General features: G+C 61.2%; 20 protein-coding genes. 11 read left to right on the top strand and 9 right to left on the bottom strand.

The window, feature by feature from the left end:
• The first annotated feature begins 3 nt into the window (after positions 1-3).
• Both AC13QO_RS20680 and AC13QO_RS20675 read left to right on the top strand, forming a co-directional pair.
• Positions 4-615, top strand: a complete 612-nt coding sequence (locus tag AC13QO_RS20680) for a flavin reductase family protein (protein ID WP_097597916.1) — start codon at positions 4-6, stop codon at positions 613-615.
• Between the two features lie 78 nt (positions 616-693).
• Positions 694-1,188, top strand: a complete 495-nt coding sequence (locus AC13QO_RS20675; protein ID WP_011426147.1) for a heme-degrading domain-containing protein — start codon at positions 694-696, stop codon at positions 1,186-1,188.
• 64 nt (positions 1,189-1,252) lie between these two features.
• Here the strand turns inward: AC13QO_RS20675 and AC13QO_RS20670 are convergent, their stop codons facing one another.
• Positions 1,253-2,512: an AGE family epimerase/isomerase gene (locus tag AC13QO_RS20670; RefSeq protein ID WP_488541666.1), complete on the bottom strand. Its 1,260-nt coding sequence runs from the start codon at positions 2,510-2,512 to the stop codon at positions 1,253-1,255.
• Positions 2,513-2,680: 168 nt separating this feature from the next.
• Here AC13QO_RS20670 and metH point away from each other — a divergent pair, with 168 nt between their 5' ends.
• Together metH and AC13QO_RS20660 are read left to right on the top strand one after the other, a co-directional pair.
• Complete coding sequence (metH, locus tag AC13QO_RS20665) at positions 2,681-6,454, top strand: methionine synthase (RefSeq protein ID WP_488541665.1); 3,774 nt, start codon at positions 2,681-2,683, stop codon at positions 6,452-6,454.
• 182 nt (positions 6,455-6,636) lie between these two features.
• Positions 6,637-6,918, top strand: a complete 282-nt coding sequence (locus AC13QO_RS20660; protein ID WP_488541664.1) for a type II toxin-antitoxin system Phd/YefM family antitoxin — start codon at positions 6,637-6,639, stop codon at positions 6,916-6,918.
• 19 nt (positions 6,919-6,937) lie between these two features.
• Here the strand turns inward: AC13QO_RS20660 and AC13QO_RS20655 are convergent, their stop codons facing one another.
• The 3 genes from AC13QO_RS20655 to AC13QO_RS20645 are packed head-to-tail and all read right to left on the bottom strand — an operon-like array spanning position 6,938 to position 8,899.
• Positions 6,938-7,702: a GntR family transcriptional regulator gene (locus tag AC13QO_RS20655; RefSeq protein ID WP_488541663.1), complete on the bottom strand. Its 765-nt coding sequence runs from the start codon at positions 7,700-7,702 to the stop codon at positions 6,938-6,940.
• On the bottom strand, positions 7,699-8,583 hold the full coding sequence (locus AC13QO_RS20650; RefSeq protein WP_488541662.1) for a glucosamine kinase nucleotide-binding domain-containing protein: 885 nt from the start codon (positions 8,581-8,583) through the stop codon (positions 7,699-7,701). Before AC13QO_RS20650 ends, AC13QO_RS20655 begins: the two co-directional genes overlap by 4 nt.
• A gap of 34 nt (positions 8,584-8,617) precedes the next feature.
• A complete protein-coding gene (locus tag AC13QO_RS20645) occupies positions 8,618-8,899 on the bottom strand; it encodes a hypothetical protein (protein WP_488541661.1) in 282 nt (93 codons plus the stop codon).
• A 202-nt stretch (positions 8,900-9,101) separates the two neighbouring features.
• Here AC13QO_RS20645 and AC13QO_RS20640 point away from each other — a divergent pair, with 202 nt between their 5' ends.
• From AC13QO_RS20640 to AC13QO_RS20620, 5 genes are all read left to right on the top strand, one after another.
• The gene (locus AC13QO_RS20640) at positions 9,102-10,361 is read left to right on the top strand and encodes an ABC transporter substrate-binding protein (RefSeq protein WP_488541660.1); all 1,260 of its coding nucleotides are present in this window, start codon (positions 9,102-9,104) and stop codon (positions 10,359-10,361) included.
• Between the two features lie 219 nt (positions 10,362-10,580).
• On the top strand, positions 10,581-11,528 hold the full coding sequence (locus AC13QO_RS20635; RefSeq protein WP_085778826.1) for a carbohydrate ABC transporter permease: 948 nt from the start codon (positions 10,581-10,583) through the stop codon (positions 11,526-11,528).
• Positions 11,529-11,537: 9 nt separating this feature from the next.
• Positions 11,538-12,377: a carbohydrate ABC transporter permease gene (locus AC13QO_RS20630; protein ID WP_488541659.1), complete on the top strand. Its 840-nt coding sequence runs from the start codon at positions 11,538-11,540 to the stop codon at positions 12,375-12,377.
• Positions 12,374-13,435: a Gfo/Idh/MocA family protein gene (locus tag AC13QO_RS20625; RefSeq protein ID WP_285191520.1), complete on the top strand. Its 1,062-nt coding sequence runs from the start codon at positions 12,374-12,376 to the stop codon at positions 13,433-13,435. Before AC13QO_RS20630 ends, AC13QO_RS20625 begins: the two co-directional genes overlap by 4 nt.
• Before the next feature lie 10 nt (positions 13,436-13,445).
• Entirely contained in the window at positions 13,446-14,447 is a 1,002-nt protein-coding gene (locus tag AC13QO_RS20620; protein WP_488541658.1) for an ABC transporter ATP-binding protein, read from the top strand.
• 363 nt (positions 14,448-14,810) lie between these two features.
• On the opposite strand, the gene AC13QO_RS20615 is transcribed toward AC13QO_RS20620, so the two are convergent.
• From AC13QO_RS20615 to AC13QO_RS20595, 5 genes are all read right to left on the bottom strand, one after another.
• Complete coding sequence (locus AC13QO_RS20615) at positions 14,811-15,872, bottom strand: ABC transporter ATP-binding protein (protein ID WP_085778822.1); 1,062 nt, start codon at positions 15,870-15,872, stop codon at positions 14,811-14,813.
• A gap of 12 nt (positions 15,873-15,884) precedes the next feature.
• A complete protein-coding gene (locus AC13QO_RS20610) occupies positions 15,885-16,673 on the bottom strand; it encodes an ABC transporter permease (RefSeq protein WP_488541657.1) in 789 nt (262 codons plus the stop codon).
• Positions 16,670-17,563, bottom strand: a complete 894-nt coding sequence (locus AC13QO_RS20605; protein WP_085778820.1) for an ABC transporter permease — start codon at positions 17,561-17,563, stop codon at positions 16,670-16,672. Before AC13QO_RS20605 ends, AC13QO_RS20610 begins: the two co-directional genes overlap by 4 nt.
• A 70-nt stretch (positions 17,564-17,633) precedes the next feature.
• Entirely contained in the window at positions 17,634-18,737 is a 1,104-nt protein-coding gene (locus tag AC13QO_RS20600; protein ID WP_488541656.1) for an ABC transporter substrate-binding protein, read from the bottom strand.
• Between the two features lie 190 nt (positions 18,738-18,927).
• A complete protein-coding gene (locus tag AC13QO_RS20595) occupies positions 18,928-19,800 on the bottom strand; it encodes a MurR/RpiR family transcriptional regulator (protein WP_085778818.1) in 873 nt (290 codons plus the stop codon).
• 177 nt (positions 19,801-19,977) lie between these two features.
• Here AC13QO_RS20595 and AC13QO_RS20590 point away from each other — a divergent pair, with 177 nt between their 5' ends.
• Both AC13QO_RS20590 and AC13QO_RS20585 read left to right on the top strand, forming a co-directional pair.
• Positions 19,978-20,748, top strand: a complete 771-nt coding sequence (locus AC13QO_RS20590; RefSeq protein WP_488541655.1) for an N-formylglutamate amidohydrolase — start codon at positions 19,978-19,980, stop codon at positions 20,746-20,748.
• Between the two features lie 119 nt (positions 20,749-20,867).
• Positions 20,868-22,424 carry an amino acid permease gene (locus tag AC13QO_RS20585; protein ID WP_488541654.1) on the top strand — a complete coding sequence of 519 codons (1,557 nt, stop codon included), beginning with the start codon at positions 20,868-20,870 and terminating at the stop codon, positions 22,422-22,424.
• Positions 22,425-22,564: the final 140 nt, after the last annotated feature.

Raw genomic sequence — 22,564 nt, 5'->3', positions numbered from 1 at the left:
ACCATGGCGGTCTCCTTCGATTTCAAAGAGCTCAGCGAGCGCGAGCGTTACAAGCTGATGATCGGCACGATCATCCCGCGGCCGATCGCGCTGGTGACGACGGTCGACGAACATGGCCGGATCAACGCCGCGCCCTTCAGCTTCTTCAACTGCCTGTCGGCCGATCCGCCGATCCTGGCGATCGGCGTCGAGAACAATGCCGACATGTCGTTCAAGGACACCGGCCACAATATTCGCCTGACCGAGGTCTTCACGGTCAACATCGTCTCCTTCGCCATCGCCGAGGCCATGCATGTCTGCGGCGCGAAATATCCGCGTGGTGTCGACGAGTTGAAGCAGGCGGGGTTAACGGCGATACCTGGCGCGAAGGTGGCGTCGCCCTTTATCGCCGAGGCGCCGGCCGCCTTCGAATGCCGGCGGCATGTGACGCTGGAGCTCGGCCGCTCACGGCAGATTATCCTCGGTGAGATCGTCTATGCGCATTACCGCGACGGCGTCGTCGATCCGGAACGGCTGCATGTCGATCCGGCCGCGGTCGATGCCATTGCTCGATTGGGCGGCGATACCTGCGCCACCATCCGCGATCGTTTTGAGATGCTGACGCCGAAGCTCTGAAGACCAAGTTTTGCTTTACTTTTTCTCTTCTGATGAGAATGGTCTGCAGCGGATCATTGCAGGAGAGGAGCGCCTATCATGACAATCGACAACGATCTCAGTCGGATCGCCGAGCAGGAAAAGGCGCTGAGCTTCGATGCCTTCGATCTCACCACTGCCTGGCAGCTCGGCAAGCTTCTGCAGGAGCTCGCCAGCGAGCGCGGCCTCGGCATCGCAATCGACGTGACGCTGCATTCGATGCCGGTCTTCTATGCCGCGCTCCCGGGCGTGACGCCGGACAACGTCAATTGGGTCAGGCGCAAGCGCAACATGGTGCTGCGTTATTTCCGCAGCAGCTATGCCTCCGGCCTGAAGCTCAGCAAGGATGGCAAGACGGTCGAGGACAACGGGCTTGATGGCGCGGATTATGCGCCGCATGGCGGCAGTTTTCCGATCAACGTCAAAGGCACGGGTTGCATCGGCGCCGTCACAGTCTCCGGTCTGCCGCAGCGCGACGACCACAATCTTGTGGTCGAGGCTCTGGCGCTGATGCTGGCGAAGGATCTCGATACGTTGCGGCTCTCTCCGCTGTGACGCCGCCGCATCTGCCGGAACAATCCGAGCGCCGGACGGTCGGCGCCGGCCGCTGAAACAGCCGTCAGAGCCTGCCGCCGGCCTCGGCGATGCCCTTCGTCAGGCTGCCCGTTGCCGGGAAAAGCGGGATGAGGCAAGCCTGCAGGGCGTGATAAATGTCGCCCTTGCCGGGGAAGAGCGCGTGCGAGGGAACGAGATCCTCCGTCAGTTCCTCGTGCCAGCCTCCGCTCCTGTGGTCGATGAAGGCGCGTTCGATCACGTTCCAGATCTTGCGGTAGCATTCCTCGTGATAGTCGCTCGGCAGGTGCTCATTGAGGAAATGCGCGGCAGCCGCACCCTCGCAGGCCGGCCACCAGAGCTTGTTGCGCTTGGCCGGTTTGTCGTCCCAGTCGAGCGTGTAGAAGAAGCCGCCCTTGTCATTGTCCCAGCCGAGGGCCATGGATTGTTCGAAAAGGGCTTTCGCCGCATCCGGCATCCATTCGATGCGTTTGCCGCCGAGGGCCCAGAGCTGCAGGATGAGGCGCGCCCATTCTAACCAGTGGCCTGGCGTCGTGCCGGCCGGGCGGAACATTTCGTTTGGATGATAGTAATCCTTGTCGAGGTTCCATTCGGCGTCGAAATGTTCGGCGACGCGCCAGTCGACCGAACCGGCCGCACGGCGGATGACGAGATCGGCGATGCTTTCGGCCTTGGCGAGGTAATCCCTGTCGCCGGTGGCTTCAAAGGCCGCCATCAGCGCCTCGGTCAGGTGCATGTTGGAATTCTGGCCGCGATAGGCGCCGCCGTCGAGCGGCTGCCACTCGGCGGTGAATTCCTCGGCGATCGCGCCGTGGCGCGGTTCCCAGAACTTCTTGTTCAGGATCTCGGTGATATCGGCCAGCATGCCGTCGGCCAGCGGATGCCCGATTGTCTTTGCAGAGGAGGCGGCGAGCAGGACGAAAGCGTGGCCGTAGCCCTGCTTGTTGGAATCGACCGGACCGTTATTGTCGAGCGACCAGAAATAGCCGCCGTTCTTGCGGTCGCGATGGTGGTTCCAGAGATAGTCCATGCCATGGTCGACGACGTCGCCGGCGCCGGGACGGCCGAGCAGGGCGCCGATCGAGAAACAATGGACCGCGCGCGCCGCAATATGGATGCCGCGCACCTGGCCCTCGGCATCGAGCGGCCTACCGGTGCTGTCGAGATCGTAGAAGCCACCCTTGGGATTGATCGAATCGTGCTGAAAGAAATCGAAGAGGCCATTTGCCTGCGCCAGCAGCCAGCTGCGGTGATATGCGCGGCTTGTCCAGTTTCCAAGCGCGGCGTTGCCGGTTGCGGGTGCCATGATACTCCTCCGATTTCGTGCACAAGCCTAGCAAAGGCCTATATAGAGCTCGGGCGAGCCTGTCATCGGCGAAGCTTTGCAAAGCATGAAATCGATAGCCATATATTGACATAAAGATATCTTTATGTGATCTGGAAGTCTGGTCTTACGACGTCAAGGAGCCCTCCCGTGTTTGATACTCTCTTTGGTCCGGAAACGGGCAAGCGTGACGGCAGTGAAGTTTTCGCCGCTTTGAAGAAAGCCGCGAGCGAGCGCATCCTTGTTCTCGACGGCGCCATGGGCACGCAGATCCAGGGCCTCGGTTACGACGAAGACCAGTTCCGCGGCACCCGCTTCATCGGCTGCGCCTGCCATCAGAAGGGCAATAACGATCTTCTGATCCTGACCCAGCCGGATGCGATCGAAGAGATCCATTACAAATATGCCAAGGCCGGCGCCGATATTCTGGAGACCAACACCTTCTCCTCGACCCGCATCGCCCAGGCCGATTACCAGATGGAAGGTGCCGTCTACGACCTCAACAAGGAAGGTGCCGAAATCGTGCGCCGGGCAGCAATCCGCGCCGAGCGCGAGGACGGCCGCCGCCGCTTCGTCGCCGGCGCCATCGGTCCGACCAACCGCACCGCATCGATCTCGCCCGATGTCAACAATCCCGGTTTCCGTGCCGTCACCTTCGACGATCTGCGCGACGCCTATGGCGAGCAGATCGACGGGCTGATCGACGGCGGCGCCGACATCATCCTGATCGAGACGATCTTCGACACACTGAACGCCAAGGCGGCGATCTTCGCCTGCGAGGAACGCTTCGAGGCCAAGGGCGTGCGCCTGCCGGTGATGATCTCCGGCACGATTACCGACCTTTCCGGCCGCACGCTCTCCGGCCAGACGCCGTCAGCCTTCTGGAACTCGGTGCGCCACGCCAATCCTTTTACGATCGGGTTGAACTGCGCCCTCGGGGCGAACGCGATGCGTCCGCATCTGCAGGAGCTTTCGGGCGTTGCCGATACTTTCATCTGCGCCTATCCGAATGCCGGCCTGCCGAACGAGTTCGGCCAGTATGACGAAACGCCGGAGTTGATGGCGGCGCAGATCGACAGTTTCGCGCGTGAAGGCCTGGTCAATATTGTCGGCGGCTGCTGCGGCTCGACGCCGGAGCATATCCGGGCGATCGCCGAGACTGTCGCCAAATACAAGCCGCGGCCGATCCCGGAGCATCGTCCTTTCATGTCGTTGTCGGGCCTCGAGCCCTTCGAGCTGACCAAGGACATTCCGTTCGTCAATGTCGGCGAGCGCACCAACGTCACCGGCTCGGCGAAGTTCCGCAAGCTGATCACCAATGCCGATTACACGGCAGCCCTAGATGTCGCCCGCGACCAGGTGGAAAACGGCGCGCAGGTGATCGACATCAACATGGACGAAGGCCTGATCGATTCCGAGAAGGCGATGGTCGAGTTCCTCAACCTGATCGCCGCCGAGCCCGACATCGCCCGCGTGCCTGTCATGATCGACTCGTCGAAATTCTCGATCATCGAATCCGGCCTGAAGCGGGTGCAGGGCAAGCCGATCGTCAACTCGATCTCGCTGAAGGAAGGCGAGGAAAATTTCCTCGCACAGGCGCGGCTTTTGCGCAATTACGGCGCCGCCGTCGTCGTCATGGCCTTCGACGAAGCGGGACAAGCCGACAGTTATGAGCGCAAGGTGGAAATCTGCGAGCGCGCCTATAAGCTGCTGACCGAGAAGATCGGGTTCCCGCCCGAGGACATTATCTTCGACCCGAACATCTTCGCGGTCGCGACCGGCATCGAAGAGCACAACAATTACGGCGTCGACTTCATCGAGGCGACGCGGACGATCCGTGAGCGCATGCCGCTCGTGCATATCTCGGGCGGCGTCTCCAACCTGTCCTTCTCCTTCCGTGGCAACGAGCCGGTGCGCGAGGCGATGCATGCCGTGTTCCTCTACCACGCCATCCAGGCGGGCATGGACATGGGCATCGTCAATGCCGGCCAGCTCGCGGTCTATGACAACATCGATCCCGAGCTGCGCGACGCCTGCGAGGACGTGGTGCTGAACCGCCGTCCCGACAGCACCGAGCGGCTGCTCGAAGTGGCCGAGCGTTTCCGTGGCGCCGGGGCAAAGGAGGGTCGTGTCCAGGATCTCTCCTGGCGCGAATGGAGCGTGGAGAAGCGTCTTGAACATGCGCTTGTCAACGGCATCACCGAATATATCGAGGCCGATACCGAAGAAGCGCGCCGGCAGGCGGCCCGTCCGCTGCACGTCATCGAAGGGCCGCTGATGGCCGGTATGAATGTCGTCGGCGACCTGTTCGGCTCGGGCAAGATGTTCCTGCCGCAGGTGGTCAAGTCGGCGCGGGTCATGAAGCAGGCCGTCGCCGTCCTGCTTCCCTACATGGAAGAGGAAAAGCGCCTCAACGGCGGCGACGACCGACAGTCGGCCGGCAAGATCCTGATGGCGACCGTCAAGGGCGACGTGCACGATATCGGCAAAAACATCGTCGGCGTCGTGCTCGCCTGCAACAACTATGAGATCGTCGATCTCGGCGTCATGGTGCCGGCAACGAAGATCCTCGAAACGGCGATCGCCGAAAAGGTCGATGTCATCGGTCTTTCCGGCCTGATCACGCCGTCGCTCGACGAAATGGTGCATGTCGCGACCGAGATGGAGCGGCAGGGCTTCGAAATTCCGCTGCTGATCGGCGGCGCCACCACCAGCCGTGTGCATACGGCCGTGAAGATCCACCCCGGTTACAACAAGGGGCAGGCCGTCTACGTCACCGATGCGAGCCGCGCCGTCGGCGTCGTTTCGGCGCTGCTCTCGCCGGAGACGCGGCAGGGTTATGTCGACGATGTCAGAGCCGAATATGCCAAGGTGGCGGCCGCGCATGCCCGCAGCGAGGCGGAGAAGGTGCGCCTGCCTTTGGCACGAGCCCGCGAGAATGCGCATAAGGTCGACTGGTCGGCCTACAAGCCGACGAAGCCGCAATTCTTCGGCACGAGGGTGTTCGAGGATTACGATCTGGCCGAACTCGCGAGATATATCGACTGGACGCCGTTCTTCCAGACTTGGGAATTGCGCGGCCGTTTCCCCGCCATTCTCGAAGACGAGAAGCAGGGCGAGGCGGCGCGGGCGCTCTGGGTCGATGCCCAGGCGATGCTGAGAAAGATCATCGACGAAAAGTGGTTCCGGCCGCGCGCCGTCATCGGCTTCTGGCCGGCCGGCGCCTTCGGCGACGATATCCGCCTCTTCACCGACGAAAGCCGCAGCAAGGAGCTTGCCACTTTTTACACGCTTCGCCAGCAGCTTTCGAAGCGGGACGGGCGGGCGAACGTGGCGCTTTCGGACTTCGTGGCGCCTGTCACCAGCGGCGTGCCGGATTATGTCGGCGGCTTCGTGGTGACGGCCGGAATCGAGGAAATCGCTATCGCCGAACGCTTCGAGCGGTCGAACGACGACTATTCCTCGATCCTCGTCAAGGCGTTGGCCGACCGCTTCGCCGAAGCTTTCGCCGAGCGCATGCATGAGCAGGTGCGCCGCGAATATTGGGGCTATGCGAGGGATGAGCAGCTCAGTAACGAGGATCTCATCGGTGAAGCCTATACCGGCATCCGCCCGGCGCCCGGCTATCCCGCTCAGCCCGACCACACGGAAAAGGCAACGCTCTTCAAGCTGCTCGATGCAGAAAAAGCCGCCGGCGTGAAGCTGACGGAGAGCTATGCGATGTGGCCCGGCTCATCGGTCTCCGGCATCTATATCGGCCATCCCGACTCATATTATTTCGGCGTCGCCAAGGTGGAGCGCGACCAGGTGGAGGACTATGCCAAGCGCAAGGGCATGGAGATTTCCGAGGTCGAGCGTTGGCTTGGGCCGGTGCTGAACTACGTGCCGCGCAAGGCGGACGAGGAGATCGACGACGCGGCGTAGAGGTCCGCTCGTTGCCGTTCTTAATGCGATGAATCAACAGATGATGAAGCCGAAAAATGATTCACTTTCCGGCTTCATGCTTTTGATGTGGCGCGATAATTTCCCGTGGTCAGGCGGTTCGAATTCGATAGCGGAAGTGACGATGGAATGCATCCTTAGGTAGGTGAGGGAATGAGGCCGCAGTGCAAGTAACCATCCGAGCCGCAAAGGCCAGTCTGTCGAAATTGATCGATGCCGCTCTTTCCGGTGAGGAGGTGGTGATCACCAAAGGGCGCAAGCCCGTGGTGAAGCTTGTTCCGGTTGTACGATCCTCCTTCAAAATTGGACTGCTCAAAGGACAAGTCTTTGGAGACGGGCCGGATTTCTTTGAGCCGATCGACGAGGGCGCCCGCTGTCTCGAAAGGGATCGGTTGAGTTTGCTTCTGCTTGATAGGTTTCCAGCCTTCCCCGAATTATCCGTATAACTTGGATAGCCTCAAGCCGTCAGCTCACGCCGATCGTCAGCTCGGCCACGAAATCATAGGCATCGCCGCGATAGAGCGAGCGGGTGAATTCCACAGCGCGGCCGGAGCCGAGGTAGGAGATACGCTCGATCGACAGGCCGGCCGCACCGACAGGAACGCCGAGAAGCTGAGCGTCGGCCTCCTTCATGTTAGTCGCCGAAATGCGCTGTACGGCGCGTACCGGTCGGACGTTGAGGCGCTCCAGTTCGGCATAGAGCGAATTGGTGACGGCGGAGGGGTTCGGCAGGAATTCGCCGGAGACGCTGGCGTTTTCGATTGCCAATGGCTGGTCGTCGGCGATGCGCAGGCGCGAGAGTCGCGACACCTTCATGCCGGCGGGTAGGCCAAGGATCATCATTTCGTCGGGCGAGGGGGTATGCACGCCCTTGTGCAGCCATTCGGAGCGGGAGGACATGCCGCGGCGCGCCATGTCCTCGGTGAAAGAGGTGAGCTGCGACAGGCGCTGCTCGACCTTGGAGACTGGTTTGGCGACGAAGGTGCCCGAGCCGTGGCGGCGCACCAGCAGGCCATCGGCGACGAGCTCGTCGATCGCCTTGCGGACGGTGACGCGGCTGACGGCGGCAAATTCGGCGATGTCGCGTTCCGGCGGCAGCGCATCGCCCTGGCCGAGCGTGCCGGTGCGCACGGCTTCTTCGAGCGTGCGGCGCAGCTTGACATAGAGGGGTCCGGTACCCGCCGCCTGCAGGCGCTGCAAAGACAGGAGGGTGGCGAGATCGTCGGTCATGCCGCACCTCTCTGCTGATCGTTGAGGAGCTTGACCGCGAGTTCCACCGCGCCCTGCAGGGCATCGTTCTCCGGCCTGGCGAGCAGCGGCTTGTAGCGTTCGGAAAGCCAGGGCTCGTAAGCTTCCGCAAGACCGCCGAGCAGGCAGATCGACGGGCATTCCGGCCAGAGCAGCGCGTCGAGGCTTTCGCCGATCGCCGTTGCGGCGTCCCTGACGATACCGACCGCGACGACGTCGCCTTCTGACGCATGCTTGAAGACCATGGGCGCGTAACGGGCAAAATCCGTTGGCCGGGCCGTATGGGCGAAATTGACGATCTGCTCCGGGTCGTTGCCGTATTCGATCATGACCGCTTCGGTGATCGGCGATGCTGGGCGCACCCCGTCACGGGCGAGTAGCGACCGTTCCATGAGGTCACGGCCGAGGCGGGCGCCGCTTGCCTGGTCGCCGACAACGAAGCCCCAGCCGCCGATGCCCTTCAGCCGGCCATCCCTTCGCGCATTATAGACCGAACCGGTGCCGAAGGCGCCGACGATGCCGTCGGCATCGCCGAGCGCGCCCTGTAGGGAGATCAAGGCATCGGTGACGACACAGCCTTGGGCAAAGGGCAGGGCTCTTTCGATTCGTTTGCCGTAGTCCAAGACGTTGGCGCCCGCGACGCCGACGACCGATACAACGGAGGATAGGGCTTCAGCGTTGAGACCAGCGTCGCTGAGCGCCTGCCGGGCGGATTCGACGATGTTGAGCAGGGAGTTTTCCAGGTCGGACAGGATATTGGCAGGGCCTGCCTTGCCGCGGCCAAGGACGTTGCCGTTTCTATCCGCGACCGCTGCCCGGCAGCTCGTCCCGCCGCCGTCTATGCCGATTGCAAGCTCCGTCATCGGGCCTCCGATACGCCGTTCCCCTTGGATTTTCTTACAATACCAAAAAAATACCATTTACCAAGTGGGGGCAGCGGCGAAAATTTATCTTTTTATCGCGTTGATTTTGTTCATCAAAAATTTTTAATGAATTTTTGAAGGCCGAAAAGTTAAATTTCATCTGGACAATTGGTATTTTTTTGGCCTTAATTCCGAAAAAGGGAACAGCATTTCGAAGCCCACGAAACCCGGCAGCAAAGCCAAGCCGGACCCGCTTCGAAGATGATCGAAGAATGATCCGCCGGCTTGGTAGGCTGGCGGATAATTTAGGATCCATAGCTTTCCCCTCAGTCATCGCGCGGTGCAGATTATCTGCAGGGTGCGCAGCCGGACCGCAGGCGATCGCCTTCGGCCTATCGAGCTTTCGGGGCCGGCAGTTGCTGGCGGCCCTCCAAGGGGCATTGGGCGTTTCCTCAGGCGCGCCAATTGCTTGTTTCAGATCGAAAACGGCGCCTTGGCGCTAAAAACAGGAGAGGGAAATGAAAAACACTGCTCTGAAAAGCCTGCTGCTTGCCTCAAGCCTTCTGACCTCGGCAGGTCTCGTCCATGCCGCCGATGTCACGCTGACCGTCGAAAGCTGGCGTAACGACGACCTGCAGATCTGGCAGGAGAAGATCATTCCGGCGTTTGAAGCGAAAAACCCGGGCATCAAGATCGTCTTCTCGCCGACAGCCCCGACCGAATACAACGCTTCGCTGAACGCCAAGCTCGATGCCGGCTCCGCAGGCGATATTATTACCTGCCGTCCGTTCGACGCCTCGCTCGAACTCTTCAACAAGAAGCAGCTCGTCGACATCACCAGCCTGCCGGGTATGGAGAACTTCTCGCCGGTCGCCAAGGCTGCCTGGACGACCGACGACGGCAAGTCCACCTTCTGCGTGCCGATGGCTTCGGTCATCCACGGCTTCATCTACAACAAGGATGCCTTCGACAAGCTCGGCATCTCCGTGCCGAAGACGCAGGACGAGTTCTACGCAGCCCTCGACAAGATCAAGGCCGATGGCACCTATATTCCGCTCGCCATGGGCACGAAGGATCTCTGGGAAGCCGCGACCATGGGCTACCAGAACATCGGCCCGAACTACTGGAAGGGTGAAGAGGGCCGCCTAGCCCTGATCGCAGGCAAGCAGAAACTGACCGATCCCGAATGGGTCAAGCCCTTTGAAGAGCTTGCCAAGTGGAAGCCCTATCTCGGCGATGGTTTCGAAGCCCAGACCTATTCGGACAGCCAGAACCTCTTCACGCTGGGCCGCGCCGCCATCTACCCGGCCGGTTCGTGGGAGATCGCGCTCTTCAACACGCAGGCGCAGTTCAAGATGGGCGCTTTCCCGCCGCCGGTTCCGAAGGCAGGCGACCAGGGCTATATTTCCGATCATCCTGATATCGGCGTCGCCCTGAACGCGAAGAGCACGCATCCTGAGGAAGCCAAGAAGTTCCTCAGCTGGGTCGCTTCGCCCGAATTCGCCGATATCTATGCGAACGCGCTGCCGGGCTTCTTCAGCCTGAACTCCAGCCCGGTGAAGATGTCCGATCCGCTCGCTCAGGAGTTCGTTTCCTGGCGCGGCCCCTACAAGTCGACCGTCCGCTCGACCTACCAGATCCTGTCGCGCGGCACGCCGAACCTCGAGAACGAGACCTGGGTCGAATCGGCCAATGTGATCAACGGCACGGATACGCCGCAGGCCGCCGCCGAGAAGCTGCAGAAGGGCCTCGATAGCTGGTACAAGCCGGCCAAGTGAATGCGATCAGGGGTGGCGTTTGCGGCCCCTCATCCGGCCTGCCGGCCACCTTCTCCCCGCTTGCGGGGAGAAGGAGACTCGCAGCGACCTCCCAGCCCGTTATCGCATCCCCAGCGGGGCGTTCCCTCTCTTGCCAACCGCAGAGAGTTCGGGTGAGGCGCGACATTTTCCATCTGCGCCAGCAAGATTGCGGCGAGGCGACAAGAACAGGCAAAAGCCATGAGCGAAACCGACAACGCGGCCGATATCGTCCCGATCAAGCGCCCGGTGCGCTGGCACATCTTCGTCTTCATGCTGCCTGCGGTGATCGTCTACTCCGCTGTCATGGTGCTGCCGCTCATCGAAACGCTGAGGCTCTCGCTCTATAACACTGTCGACGGGCAGCCGGCCTTCGTCGGGCTTGCGAATTTCAAGGTGCTGTTCGGCGATCCGCGATGGGCGCATGATTTCTGGAACGCCCTCGTCAACAACGTGATCTTCTTCGCCATCCACATGTGCGTGCAGAACCCAATCGGCATTGCGCTCGCAGCCCTGCTTTCGGTACCGAAGCTGCGAGGCGTCGCCTTCTACCGCACGGCGATATTCCTGCCGACGCTGCTCTCCTTCGTCATCGTCGGCTTCATCTGGAAGCTGATCCTGTCGCCGATCTGGGGTGTGGCGCCCTGGATGCTCGACCTCATCGGCTTGAAATTCCTGTTCGCGCCGTGGCTCGGCAAGCCGGGTTCGGCGCTGATCGCCGTGTCGCTGATCTCCAATTGGCAATATATCGGCATTCCGATGATGCTGATCTATGCAGCGCTGCTCAGCATTCCCGAAGAGGTGATCGAGGCCGCCGAATGTGACGGCGTCACCGGCTGGGCCCAGTTCTGGAAGATCAAGCTGCCGCTCATCCTGCCGGCGATCGGCATCATCTCGATCCTGACCTTCGTCGGCAATTTCAACGCCTTTGACCTGATCTACACGGTGCAGGGCGCGCTTGCCGGACCCGACATGTCGACCGACATTCTCGGCACACTGCTTTACCGCACCTTCTTCGGTTTCCAGCTGCAGCTCGGTGACCGCTCGATGGGTGCGACGATCGCGACCGTGATGTTCCTCATCATTCTCGCCGGCGTCTCGCTTTATCTCTTCGTCATCCAGCGGCGCATGCGTCGCTACCAGTTCTGAGGAGCGCGCATGTCCAAGGCACGCACATCTCCGATCCGCACCGGCCTCGTGCACTTGGCGCTCAGCGCCTATACGCTGGTCGCTCTGTTTCCGGTGTTCCTGACCATCGTCAACTCGTTCAAGGATCGCAACTCGATCTTCCGCGAACCGCTGATGGTCCCGACGCCGTCGACCTTCAGCCTCGTCGGCTACCAGACGGTGCTGGGGCAGGGCGATTTCGCCACCTATTTCCAGAACAGCTTCGTTGTGACTGTTGTTTCGATCCTGCTGGTGCTGCTGTTCGGCGCCATGGCCGCCTTCGCTCTGTCTGAATACCGCTTCCGCGGCAATCTGCTGCTCGGGCTCTACATGGCGATCGGCATCATGATCCCGATCCGCCTCGGCACGGTGGCGATCTTGCAGGGCATGGTGGCGGCCGGTCTCGTCAATACGCTGACGGCGCTCGTCCTCGTCTATACCGCGCAGGGCATACCGCTGGCGATCTTCATACTGTCGGAATTCATGCGCACGGTTTCGGACGATCTGAAGAATGCCGGGCGCATCGACGGGCTTTCCGAATATGCGATCTTCTTCCGCCTGGTGCTGCCGCTGGTGCGCCCGGCCATGGCGACAGTCGCCGTCTTCACCATGATTCCGATCTGGAACGACCTCTGGTTTCCGCTGATCCTGGCGCCTGCCGAAAGCACCAAGACGGTGACGCTCGGTTCGCAGATCTTCATCGGCCAGTTCGTCACCAACTGGAATGCGGTGCTGGCGGCCCTGTCGCTAGCCATCCTACCGATCCTGATCCTTTACGTCATCTTCTCGCGGCAGCTGATCCGCGGCATCACGTCGGGAGCCGTCAAATGAACCAGGAGAAACCGATCCGCGTCGTCGTTGCGGGCCTCGGCAACATGGGCCGCAGCCACGCGCTCGCCTATCACAACAATCCCGGCTTCGAAATCGTCGGTCTCGTCAATCGCTCGACACCGGAGCTGGAGCCCGCGCTGCAGGGCTATACTGTTCATCCCGACTTCGCGACGGCGCTTGCGGAGCTGAAGCCGGATCTCTGCTCGATCAACACCTATTCCGACAGCCATGCCGATTATGCCGTCGCCGCCTTCGAGGCCGGTTGTCATGTCTTCGTGGAAAAGCCGCTGGCGACCACCGTCGCCGATGCCGAGCGGGTCGTTGCGGCAGCGGAGAAGGCGGGGCGCAAGCTGGTGATCGGCTATATCCTTCGCCATCATCCGTCCTGGATGAAGCTGATAGCGGAAGCGCGCAAGCTCGGCCCGCCTTACGTCTTCCGCATGAACCTCAACCAGCAGTCCAGCGGTCCGACCTGGGCGACGCACAAGTCGCTGATGCGCACGACCCCGCCGATCGTCGATTGCGGCGTGCATTATGTCGACGTCATGTGCCAGATCACCGATGCGAGAGCCGTCGAGGTGCGCGGCATGGGGCTGCGTCTCTCCGATGAAATCGCCGCCGACATGTATAATTACGGCCACCTACAGGTGCTTTTCGAGGACGGTTCGGTCGGCTGGTATGAGGCCGGCTGGGGACCGATGATCTCGGAGACAGCCTTTTTCGTGAAGGATGTAATGTCGCCGAAGGGCGCAGTGTCGATCGTCATGGATCCGAATGCCAAGTCCGACGATATAGACACGCACACCAAGACCTCGGTGATCCGTCTGCACACGGCTGAAACCGGCCCGGACGGCAAATTCATCAGGCCCGACCAGGATATGAGGATGACAGGCGAGCCCGGTCATCAGGCGCTCTGCGACTTGGAACAGGCCTTCATGCTGAGGGCGATCCGCGAGGATCTGAACCTCGATCGCCATATGGCGGATGCGGTGGCGTCGCTGCGCATCTGCCTTGCCGCCGACGAGAGCGTGCGTACCGGCCAGCCGGTCAGATTGTAAGGGAAACACAGTGGGATCGCTTCAACTCAAATCCATCCGCAAGACCTATGGCACGCATGAGGTGCTGAAAGGCATCAATCTCGAAGTCAAGGATGGCGAATTCGTCATCTTCGTCGGGCCGTCCGGCTGCGGAAAATCAACGCTGTTGCGCAGCATCGCCGGCCTCGAGGACGTGACCTCGGGCGCCGTCGTCATCAACGGCCGCGACGAGACGCTGACGCCGCCGGCCAAGCGCGGCATCGCCATGGTGTTCCAGTCCTATGCGCTTTATCCGCACCTGACGGTCAAGGACAATATGGGGCTCGGCCTCAAACAGGCGGGAACGGCCAAGGACGAGATCGACAAGCGGGTCGGCAAGGCGTCCGGCATGCTCTCGCTTGCGCCTTATTTGGGGCGGCGGCCAGCCGAGCTCTCCGGCGGCCAGCGGCAGCGCGTCGCCATCGGCCGCGCCATCGTGCGCGAGCCGGAACTCTTCCTGTTCGATGAGCCGCTGTCCAACCTTGACGCAGCGTTGCGCGTCCAGACCCGGCTCGAAATCGCCCGGCTGCACCGCGGCCTGAAGGCGACGATGATCTACGTCACCCACGACCAGGTCGAGGCGATGACGCTTGCCGACAAGATCGTCGTGCTGAATGCCGGCTCGATCGAGCAGATCGGCTCGCCGATGGAGCTTTACAACCGCCCGGCCAACGTCTTCGTCGCCGGCTTCATCGGCTCGCCGCAGATGAATTTCGTCCCCGGCGAAAAGGTGGGCGATCATAGCGCCAAGACGATCGGCGTGCGTCCCGAACACATGACGCTGTCGCGCGAGCAGGGGACGTGGCGTGCGAAGGTCGTGCATGTCGAGCATCTCGGCGCCGACACGATCATCTATCTGGAATCCGAGCAGTGCGGCCTGCTGACGGCGCGCCTTTTCGGCGAGCACCAGTATGAGCCCGATGAGATCGTCTATGCGACGCCGGATCAAGCGCGTGTGCATCGCTTTGACGCGGACGACCGGGCGATTCGGTGAGAGCGGCATTGTCAATTGTTTGGCGATAGGCCGGCATTGTGGGTTCACTGGCAGATGGCATTCCTGACATGAGGGTCTGCGCGCGATTGTTCCACCAGCCAACCCCACACTCCGGCATGCTCGGCCTTGAGCCGAGCATCCAAACCGCATCCATCAGCAGCTACGGGCATGGATCCCAGGCTCAAGGCAGCTCAAGGCCTGGGATGACCGAGAGTGGGGTTGGCGCTCAAGCCAAACTTGCCCCTGGCGTAGAGAGGCACACCGCGCCGGGTGTTTCAGGCGGTCACGACCTCTCCTCGATCATTCCTAACAATGAAAAGGCGCCGTTTCGCGGCGCCTCTTGCGTGAGCTATATTGGTGAACTCAGTCGCGGATGATCAGCAAATCGGCAGCCATGAAGCGGAGCGTCACGGTTTCGCCGGCCTGGGGCGGAGTGACGCCGGGGCTGTTGAACATGTCGAAGGAAATGACGTTGCCGCCGACATTCATGCGGGTGCGGATGACCGAACCGAGGAAGTGAGCCGAGACGACCTGGCCGGTCAGCGCCGTATCGCTTCTGGCGGTGTCGGAGAGCGAGCCTGCTTCCGGGCGCAGCGCCAGCGAGATGATTTCGCCGGCCTTGTGAGCTGCGACCGACTGCTTCAGGGTGATCTTCTGATCGCCGATCCGGATGACATTGGCGTCGGGGTCCACGACTTCGGCTTCGATCAGGTTCAGCGTGCCGACGAAGGAGGCGACGAAGCGTGTGGCCGGCTTGTTGTAGATCTCGAAAGGCGAGCCGATCTGGTCGGCCTTGCCGGCATTCATGACGACGATGCGATCGGAAATCGACAGCGCCTCTTCCTGGTCGTGGGTGACGAAGACGGTGGTGATGCCGAGCTGCTGCTGGATCTGGCGGATTTCCTCGCGCAGTGACACGCGAATTTTGGCATCGAGGGCGGAGAGGGGTTCGTCGAGCAGCAGCACTTGCGGTTTAACGGCGAGCGCGCGGGCAAGCGCCACGCGCTGTTGCTGACCGCCCGACAGCTGATAGGGGTAACGGTCGGCGAGATGATCGAGCTTGATCAGGCCGAGCATTTCCTTGACACGGGCGTCGATCTCCGGCTTCGGCGCGCCGGCAACCTTGAGCCCGAAGGCGACATTGTCATGCACCGACATGTTGGGGAACAGGGCATAGGCCTGGAAGACCATGCCGATATTGCGCTGGTTCGGCTTCAGCGCGCTCTGATCCTTGCCGTTGATGGTCAGCGTGCCGCCGGTCGGGGTTTCGAAGCCGGCGATCATGCGCAGGACGGTGGTCTTGCCGCAGCCTGACGGGCCGAGGAAGGAGATGAATTCGCCCTTCTCGATGTTCATGTTGAAATTCTTGACGACCTGAACCGGGCCGAAGGATTTCTGGATGTTATTCAGAGTGAGGAAAGACATGAGCCGGTTACCTTAAGCCTTTGCCGGGCGGGCTTTGCCGAAGCGGGAAACGAGATTGAGCAGGCCCATGCTGAGCCAGGTGATCGAGAAAGCGATGACGGCGAGCGCCGAAGGTTCATAGGCCTTGTTGGCGCCGACGAGCTGCAAATAGGGGCCGAAGGCCGGACGGTTGAGCAATGCGGCGAAGGTGAACTCGCCCATGACGATCGCCAATGTGATGAAGGCGCCGGAGAGTACGCCGCTCATGACGTTCGGGAAGATGCAGCGGAACATGATGGTCGTCCAGCGGGCGCCGAGGCTTTCGGCCGCTTCCGTCAACGTACGCACATCGATGGCGCGCATGGCAGTATCGACGGCGCGGTACATGTATGGCAGGGACAGCGTGATATAGGAGAAGACCAGCAGGACGTTGGTCCCGGTCGTCGAACCCGTCAGCGGCAAGTAGGATGACGAATTGTACATTCTGAGGTAGCCGAAGACGATGACGATCGCCGGAATGACGAGCGGCAGCAGCGTGATGAACTCGACAACAGGACGCATCTGCGGCAGGCGCAGCCGCACCCAGTAGGCCGTCGGCACCACGAGCAGCATGCCGAAGACGATGGTGAGCAACGCCATCAGCATGGAGTAGCCGAAGGTCTCGCGAAATTGTATGTCCGAGAAAACCGACTGATAGGCGTCGAGGCTGTATTCGCCGCGGCGCATGCGCAGCGAAAATTCGATCGTGCCGATCAGCGGGATGATGAAATAGGATGCGCCGAGAATGATGGCGATCCAGGCTCCAAGACGTTGTGTTTTCATTTCTGCCACCGCTCGGCGCGCATGCGCAGCATGAGGTAAAGGACGTTGGAGACGCCTGTGATGACGATCATGCCGAGCGCAATGGCGTAACCAAGATTGGCATTGTGCAGAACGTCGCCCCGGATCTGCGCGTAGAGCAGGATCGGCACGATGTTGAGCGAGCTGCCAGTCAGCGCGAAGGCGGTGGCAATGGCGCCGAAGGCGTTGGCGAAGAGAAGCAGCGTGGTGCCGAGCAGGCTCGGCCACAGGATCGGCAGGGCGACCATCATCCAATATTGGCGGTTGGTGGCGCCGAGAATCTCGGAGGCCTCGCGCCATTCCTTCTTCATGCCGTCGAGCGCCGGCGTCAGGATCAGCACCATCAGCGGGATCTGAAAATACATATAGGTGATGGTTAGGCCGAAGAAGGACAGAAGGTTGAAGCCGGTGCCGTAGAGATTGAAGCCAAACCATTCCCGCAGGAATACCGTCACGAGGCCGGTGCGGCCGAGCGTCGCCAGGAAGGCGAAGGCAAGCGGCACGCCGGCGAAATTCGAGGCTACGCCGGAAAAGGTCAAAAGCGTCGAGCGCACCGAGGCGGGCAGACCACCGAGCACGACGGCCCAGGCGAGAAAAAATCCGATCAGCGCGCCGCCAAGGGCGGATGCCACCGAGACCTTGATACTGATCCAGTAGGCGCTCATGATCGATGGAGTAAAAAGATCGCCGATATTCTTCAGCGTGAAATCGCCCTCGGGCGTCAGGAATGCGCCCGCCACAAGATAGAGTGTGGGGATGATCAGGAACAGCAGAGAAAAAATGATGAAGGGCGCAATGCCCAGCCAGTCGATCACGCGGTCTTTGTTGATCAAGGGGGCGCTGCTCACCATCGGCGTTGAAACGGTACTCATGAAAAGCTCATCCTGGGCATCGGAGTGAGAAAACCTCCCCGCCTTTGGGGCGGGGAGGCCGGATCGGAGTTTACTTAACGTTGGCGCCGACGACGGAATCCCAGTTCTTGGTGATGCTTTCCTTGCCTGCCGCTTGCTCTTCGAGCGTCGGGAAGACGGCCTTTTCATAGGCTGCTGCCGGCGGCAGCTTATCGAGCAGTTCCTTCGGGATCTTGTTGTTCTTGGCAAGATCGTTGAAGCGGATCGGGTGGCAATAGCCCTTCAGCCAGCCGAGCTGACCTTCGTCGGAATAGAGGTATTCCATCCAGAGCTTGGCGGCGTTCGGGTGCGGAGCGAAGGCGGAAATCGCCTGCACGTATACGCCGGCGACGACACCCGTCTTCGGAACGACGACTTCGAACGGAGGGTTGCCCTTCAGGCCTTCACCCCAAGACAACGCGTTATAGTCCCAGGCGATGATGATCGGTGTGGATCCCTGCGCGAAGGGAGCGGCCTTGCCGACGACGGGCACGAAGTTGCCGGCCTTGTTCAGCTCGGCAAAGAACTTCAGGCCTTCTTCGCCTGCCTTGGCAGCGTCACCGCCGGATGCGGAAAGACCGGCGGCGTAGACGCCCTGGACAGCCTGGTTGGCGGTGCGCGGATCGCCTGCCAGCGCGACGCTGTTTGCGTAATCGCTCTTCTTCAGGTCGGCCCAATCAGCCGGCGATTCCTTGACGAGATCCTTGTTCACGAGGAACGAGAGAACGCCGTAGTAGTCGCCGTACCAGTAGCCTTCCGGATCCTTTGCTGTGTCCGGGATCGAATCCCAGGTGGAGACCTTGTAAGGCTGGATCAGACCGTCCTTCTTGGCGGACGGGCCGAAGGAGAGGCCGACGTCGATGACGTCGGGGGCCTGCGGGCCGGTGTTGCCCTTGTTGGCCTTGATCGCTTCGATTTCGTCACCCGAGCCGGCATCCGGGTTCAGCTCGTTGACCTCGAGGCCGTACTTGGCCTTGAAGCCCGCAATGACCTCGCCGTAGCCGCACCAGTCGTGCGGGAGAGCGATCGTGGTCAGCGTGCCTTCCTTTTTGGCGGCGGCGATCAGTTCTGCGCTCGGTTCTGCGGCGGCAATCGCGGTCGAAGCCACGATCATCGCAGTAGAAAGCGACAGGAGTCGAGAAATGTTAGAGATCACTGTTGTTCTCCTTCGGGTTTTCAGTGTCTGGCGATGCTGTTAATCAGCTTACATGAAGCTTGTGTGACGGTTGGATGACGTTAGTTTTGCCGGAATAGCAGGCGCTTGTGACTGATGTTTCATTTGCGACGGCATCGTTCACTTCCGCCAAGTCCGCGTTTGTTTTTCCCTCTCTTTTAGCCTTGCCCTCTTAACCCGGTTTGCGGAAAAGCCTGCTCTGCTCGAACAGCCCTTCCAGCGTCTTCATGCGCTCCTTCGTCTCGTCCCAGGTGGAATTCTGGACGGCCTCGATCAGAGCCTCGACGATGAAAAGAGTGACGACCGACGAATCCCAGGCCGATGGCGCTTCGATGCGGACGCGGAAAGCGTGCCGTGCGAGTTTGGCAGCGGGCGAGGCCCATTGGTCGGTGAAGACGACGATTTCGGCACCGCGCTTGCGGGCGGCGGTGGCAAGGCTGACCATTTCCTGCTCATAGCGGCGGATATCGAAGATGATCAGGATGTCGCCGGCGTTCATGTTGAGGGCATATTGCGGCCAGCTGCTGGAATTGGACGACAGCAGTGTCGTGGCCGGCCGGATGACCTGCATATGGGTGAAGAAATACTCGGCCAGCGCGCCGGTGATGCGGCCGCCGACGAAATAGAGGCCGCGCTTGCGATCCGACAGCAGCGAGGCGACGCTGTCGAAGGTCGCCGTATCGAGATCGGTCAGTGTCTGGCGCAGATTGCCCATGATGGCATCGGCGAAACGGTTGAGGATATGAGTGCCCGGCGCGTTTTGCGCCCAGCGATCGTGCTTGGTGATGGGATTGGAAATCGTCGCTTCGACCTCCTGATGCAGGCGCGCCTGAAAATCGGGATAGCCCTTGAAACCGAGCTTCTGCACCATCCGCACGACGGTCGGTGTAGAAACGCCGGCGTTCTCTGCGATCGTGGTGATGCTGCCGAGGCCGGAAACCGGATAATTGTCGAGAAGGCTTTCCGCCAATTGTTTCTCGGCACGTGTCAACACGCCGAGATGCGAATGTATGACGTCCGAAACCGTCTTCGACGCAGTGGTCACTTGATCTTGCTCCCCGGGGGTGGTCTGGCGCCACTCCTCCGACCAAAGTTAACAACGCTGTCACAATCCATGTCAACCACTGTCATGAAAAGAAATTTTCAGCGACTGCTTGACAGTCGCCAAAAGCTGAAGAATTCTTTTCTATAAAGCTTTTATTAAGGGATAGGAGTGGCGCCGTTGGTGCTGGCCCGGCCAAAAATCCTCAGCGAGGCGGATGGCGATTGCGTCGGGATCGAACGCGTCGACGGCCGGAGCCCAGTGTTGCTCGTCTGCGAACACGCTTCGAAGACGCTTCCTGCCCGGTTCGGCGATCTAGGCCTGCCCAACGAAGCGCTGTCGAGCCATATCGCCTGGGATCCGGGTGCGCTCGCGGTTGCCCGCGGCGTGTCGCAGGCACTCGACGCGACTCTCGTCTTCCAGCGCTTCTCCCGGCTGATCTACGACTGCAACCGGCCGCCAAGTTCATTGGGCGCCATGCCGGAAACCAGCGAGATCTATGCCATTCCCGGCAACAAGGATTTGAGCGCCAAGGAGCGTCTGGCGCGCACCGATGCGCTTTACGTGCCTTTCCATGATGCCATCCGCGGACTGATCCGCGATCGTCGGGCGAGGGGGCAAGATACCGTCATCGTGACGATGCACAGCTTCACGCCGGTCTATCACGGCCGGCAACGCGCCGTCGAACTTGGCATACTGCACGACGAAGACAGCCGGCTCGCCGACCGCATGCTGGATGCTGCGGCTGAAGCGCCGCTTTACAGGACTGAACGCAACCAGCCTTACGGACCCGAGGATGGCGTGACCCACACGCTGATCCTGCACGGGCTTTCGAACGGCTTGCGCAATGTGATGATCGAGGTCCGCAACGACCTCATCGCAGACGATGGCGGCCAAAGGGTCATGGCCGACTATCTGACAGGACTTCTCCAGCACAGCCTGGAAGCCTGAATAAAAAGAAGACCCGAGGGAGCAGTTTATCTGCGGACGTCCGCACGGCGAAAATGCCGCGGGCAATTGGCACTGAACCGGCCCGCAATCCCGCGGCCGGTCGTGAACAGGGGGAAGTCATGTCGGATTATACCGATCTGGACAAAAAGCAGGATGTGCACATCCTGCACTCGATGGGCTATGCCCAGGAACTCGAGCGGCGAATGAGCTCGTTCTCGAATTTCGCCGTATCATTCTCCATCATCTGCATTCTCTCCGGCGGCATCAATTCGCTGGCGCAGGCGACCGCGGGCGCCGGCGGAGCCGCGATCGGCATCGGCTGGCCTGTGGGATGCTTCATCTCGCTCGTCTTCGCCGTCGCCATGGCGCAGATCAGCTCGGCCTATCCGACGGCGGGCGGCCTCTATCACTGGGGCTCGATCCTCGGCAACCGCTTCACCGGCTGGCTAACCGCGTGGTTCAACCTGCTCGGCCTAGTCACCGTGCTCGGCGCCATCAATGTCGGCACCTATTATTTCTTCATGGGCTCCTTCGGCACCACCTATCTCGGACTGACGGACACGACGACGGTGCGCATCGTCTTCCTCGTGGTCATCACCGGCGCGCAGGCGCTCGTGAACCACATGGGTATCGGCCTGACCGCGAAGCTGACCGATTTTTCGGGTTATCTGATCTTCGCGAGTTCGATCGCACTGGCGGTCGTCTGCCTGCTGGCGGCGCCTTCCTATGAGTTCGGCCGTCTCTTCACCTTCGCCAACTATTCCGGCGAAGTCGGCGGTAACGTCTGGCCGTCCACCTCGGGCACCTGGGTCTTCCTGCTCGGCCTGCTTCTGCCGATCTACACCATCACCGGCTATGACGCCTCGGCGCATACGTCGGAAGAGACGGTCAAGGCAGCCGAGTCGGTGCCGCGCGGCATGGTCGCCTCGGTCCTGTGGTCGGCGCTGTTCGGCTATATCATGCTGTGCGCCTTCGTGCTGATGCTGCCGAATATGGACGATGCGGCCGAGCAGGGCTGGAACGTGTTCTTCTGGGCGATGGATAGCCAGGTGAACCCGATCGTCAAGGACATCCTCTATCTGGCGATCCTCGTCAGCCAGTGGCTGTGCGGCCTTGCGACGGTCACTTCGGTCTCCCGCATGATCTTCGCCTTCTCTCGTGACGGCGGACTGCCTGCCTCCAAGGCGCTGTCGAAGGTCAGCCCGCAGTACCGCACGCCGGTGGCTGCGATCTGGACCGGCTCGATCCTGTCGGTGCTGTTCGTCTGGGGCTCCTCGCTCGTATCGATCGGCGACACGCCGGTTTACACGATCGTCGTCTCGTGCACGGTCATCTTCCTGTTCTTCTCCTTCGCGATCCCGATCACGCTCGGCCTCTTCGCTTGGGGTACGTCCAAGTGGGACAAGATGGGTCCGTGGAACCTCGGCGAAGGTGTCTTCAAGCTCTTTGCCGTGCTCTCGATCATTGCGATGATCCTGATCTTCATTCTCGGCATCCAGCCGCCGAACGAATGGGCGCTCTATATCACCGTGGGCTTCCTCTTGGTCACCGCGATCGTTTGGTTCGGTTTCGAGAGCCGGCGCTTCAAGGGGCCGCCGATCGGTGCCGACGTGGCGAAGCGCCAGGCGGAGATCGCGGCGGCCGAGGCGGCCGTCGGCGAAAGCGGCGAACGTTAAGCATCGAGGCTTCCCTCTCAAGTGGCGGGGCCGCATCCTGCGGCCCCATCACCGGATCAACGAAAAGGCATCGGGCCGTGATACTAGGTCGAGCGCATGCGATTTCGTTGCCCCGATTTTCTTCAATTCCAGTTCAGGCG

It is taken from the genome of Rhizobium sp. CNPSo 3670 (genome assembly GCF_057784555.1).
This window is presented reverse-complemented; position numbering and strand designations above follow the sequence as displayed.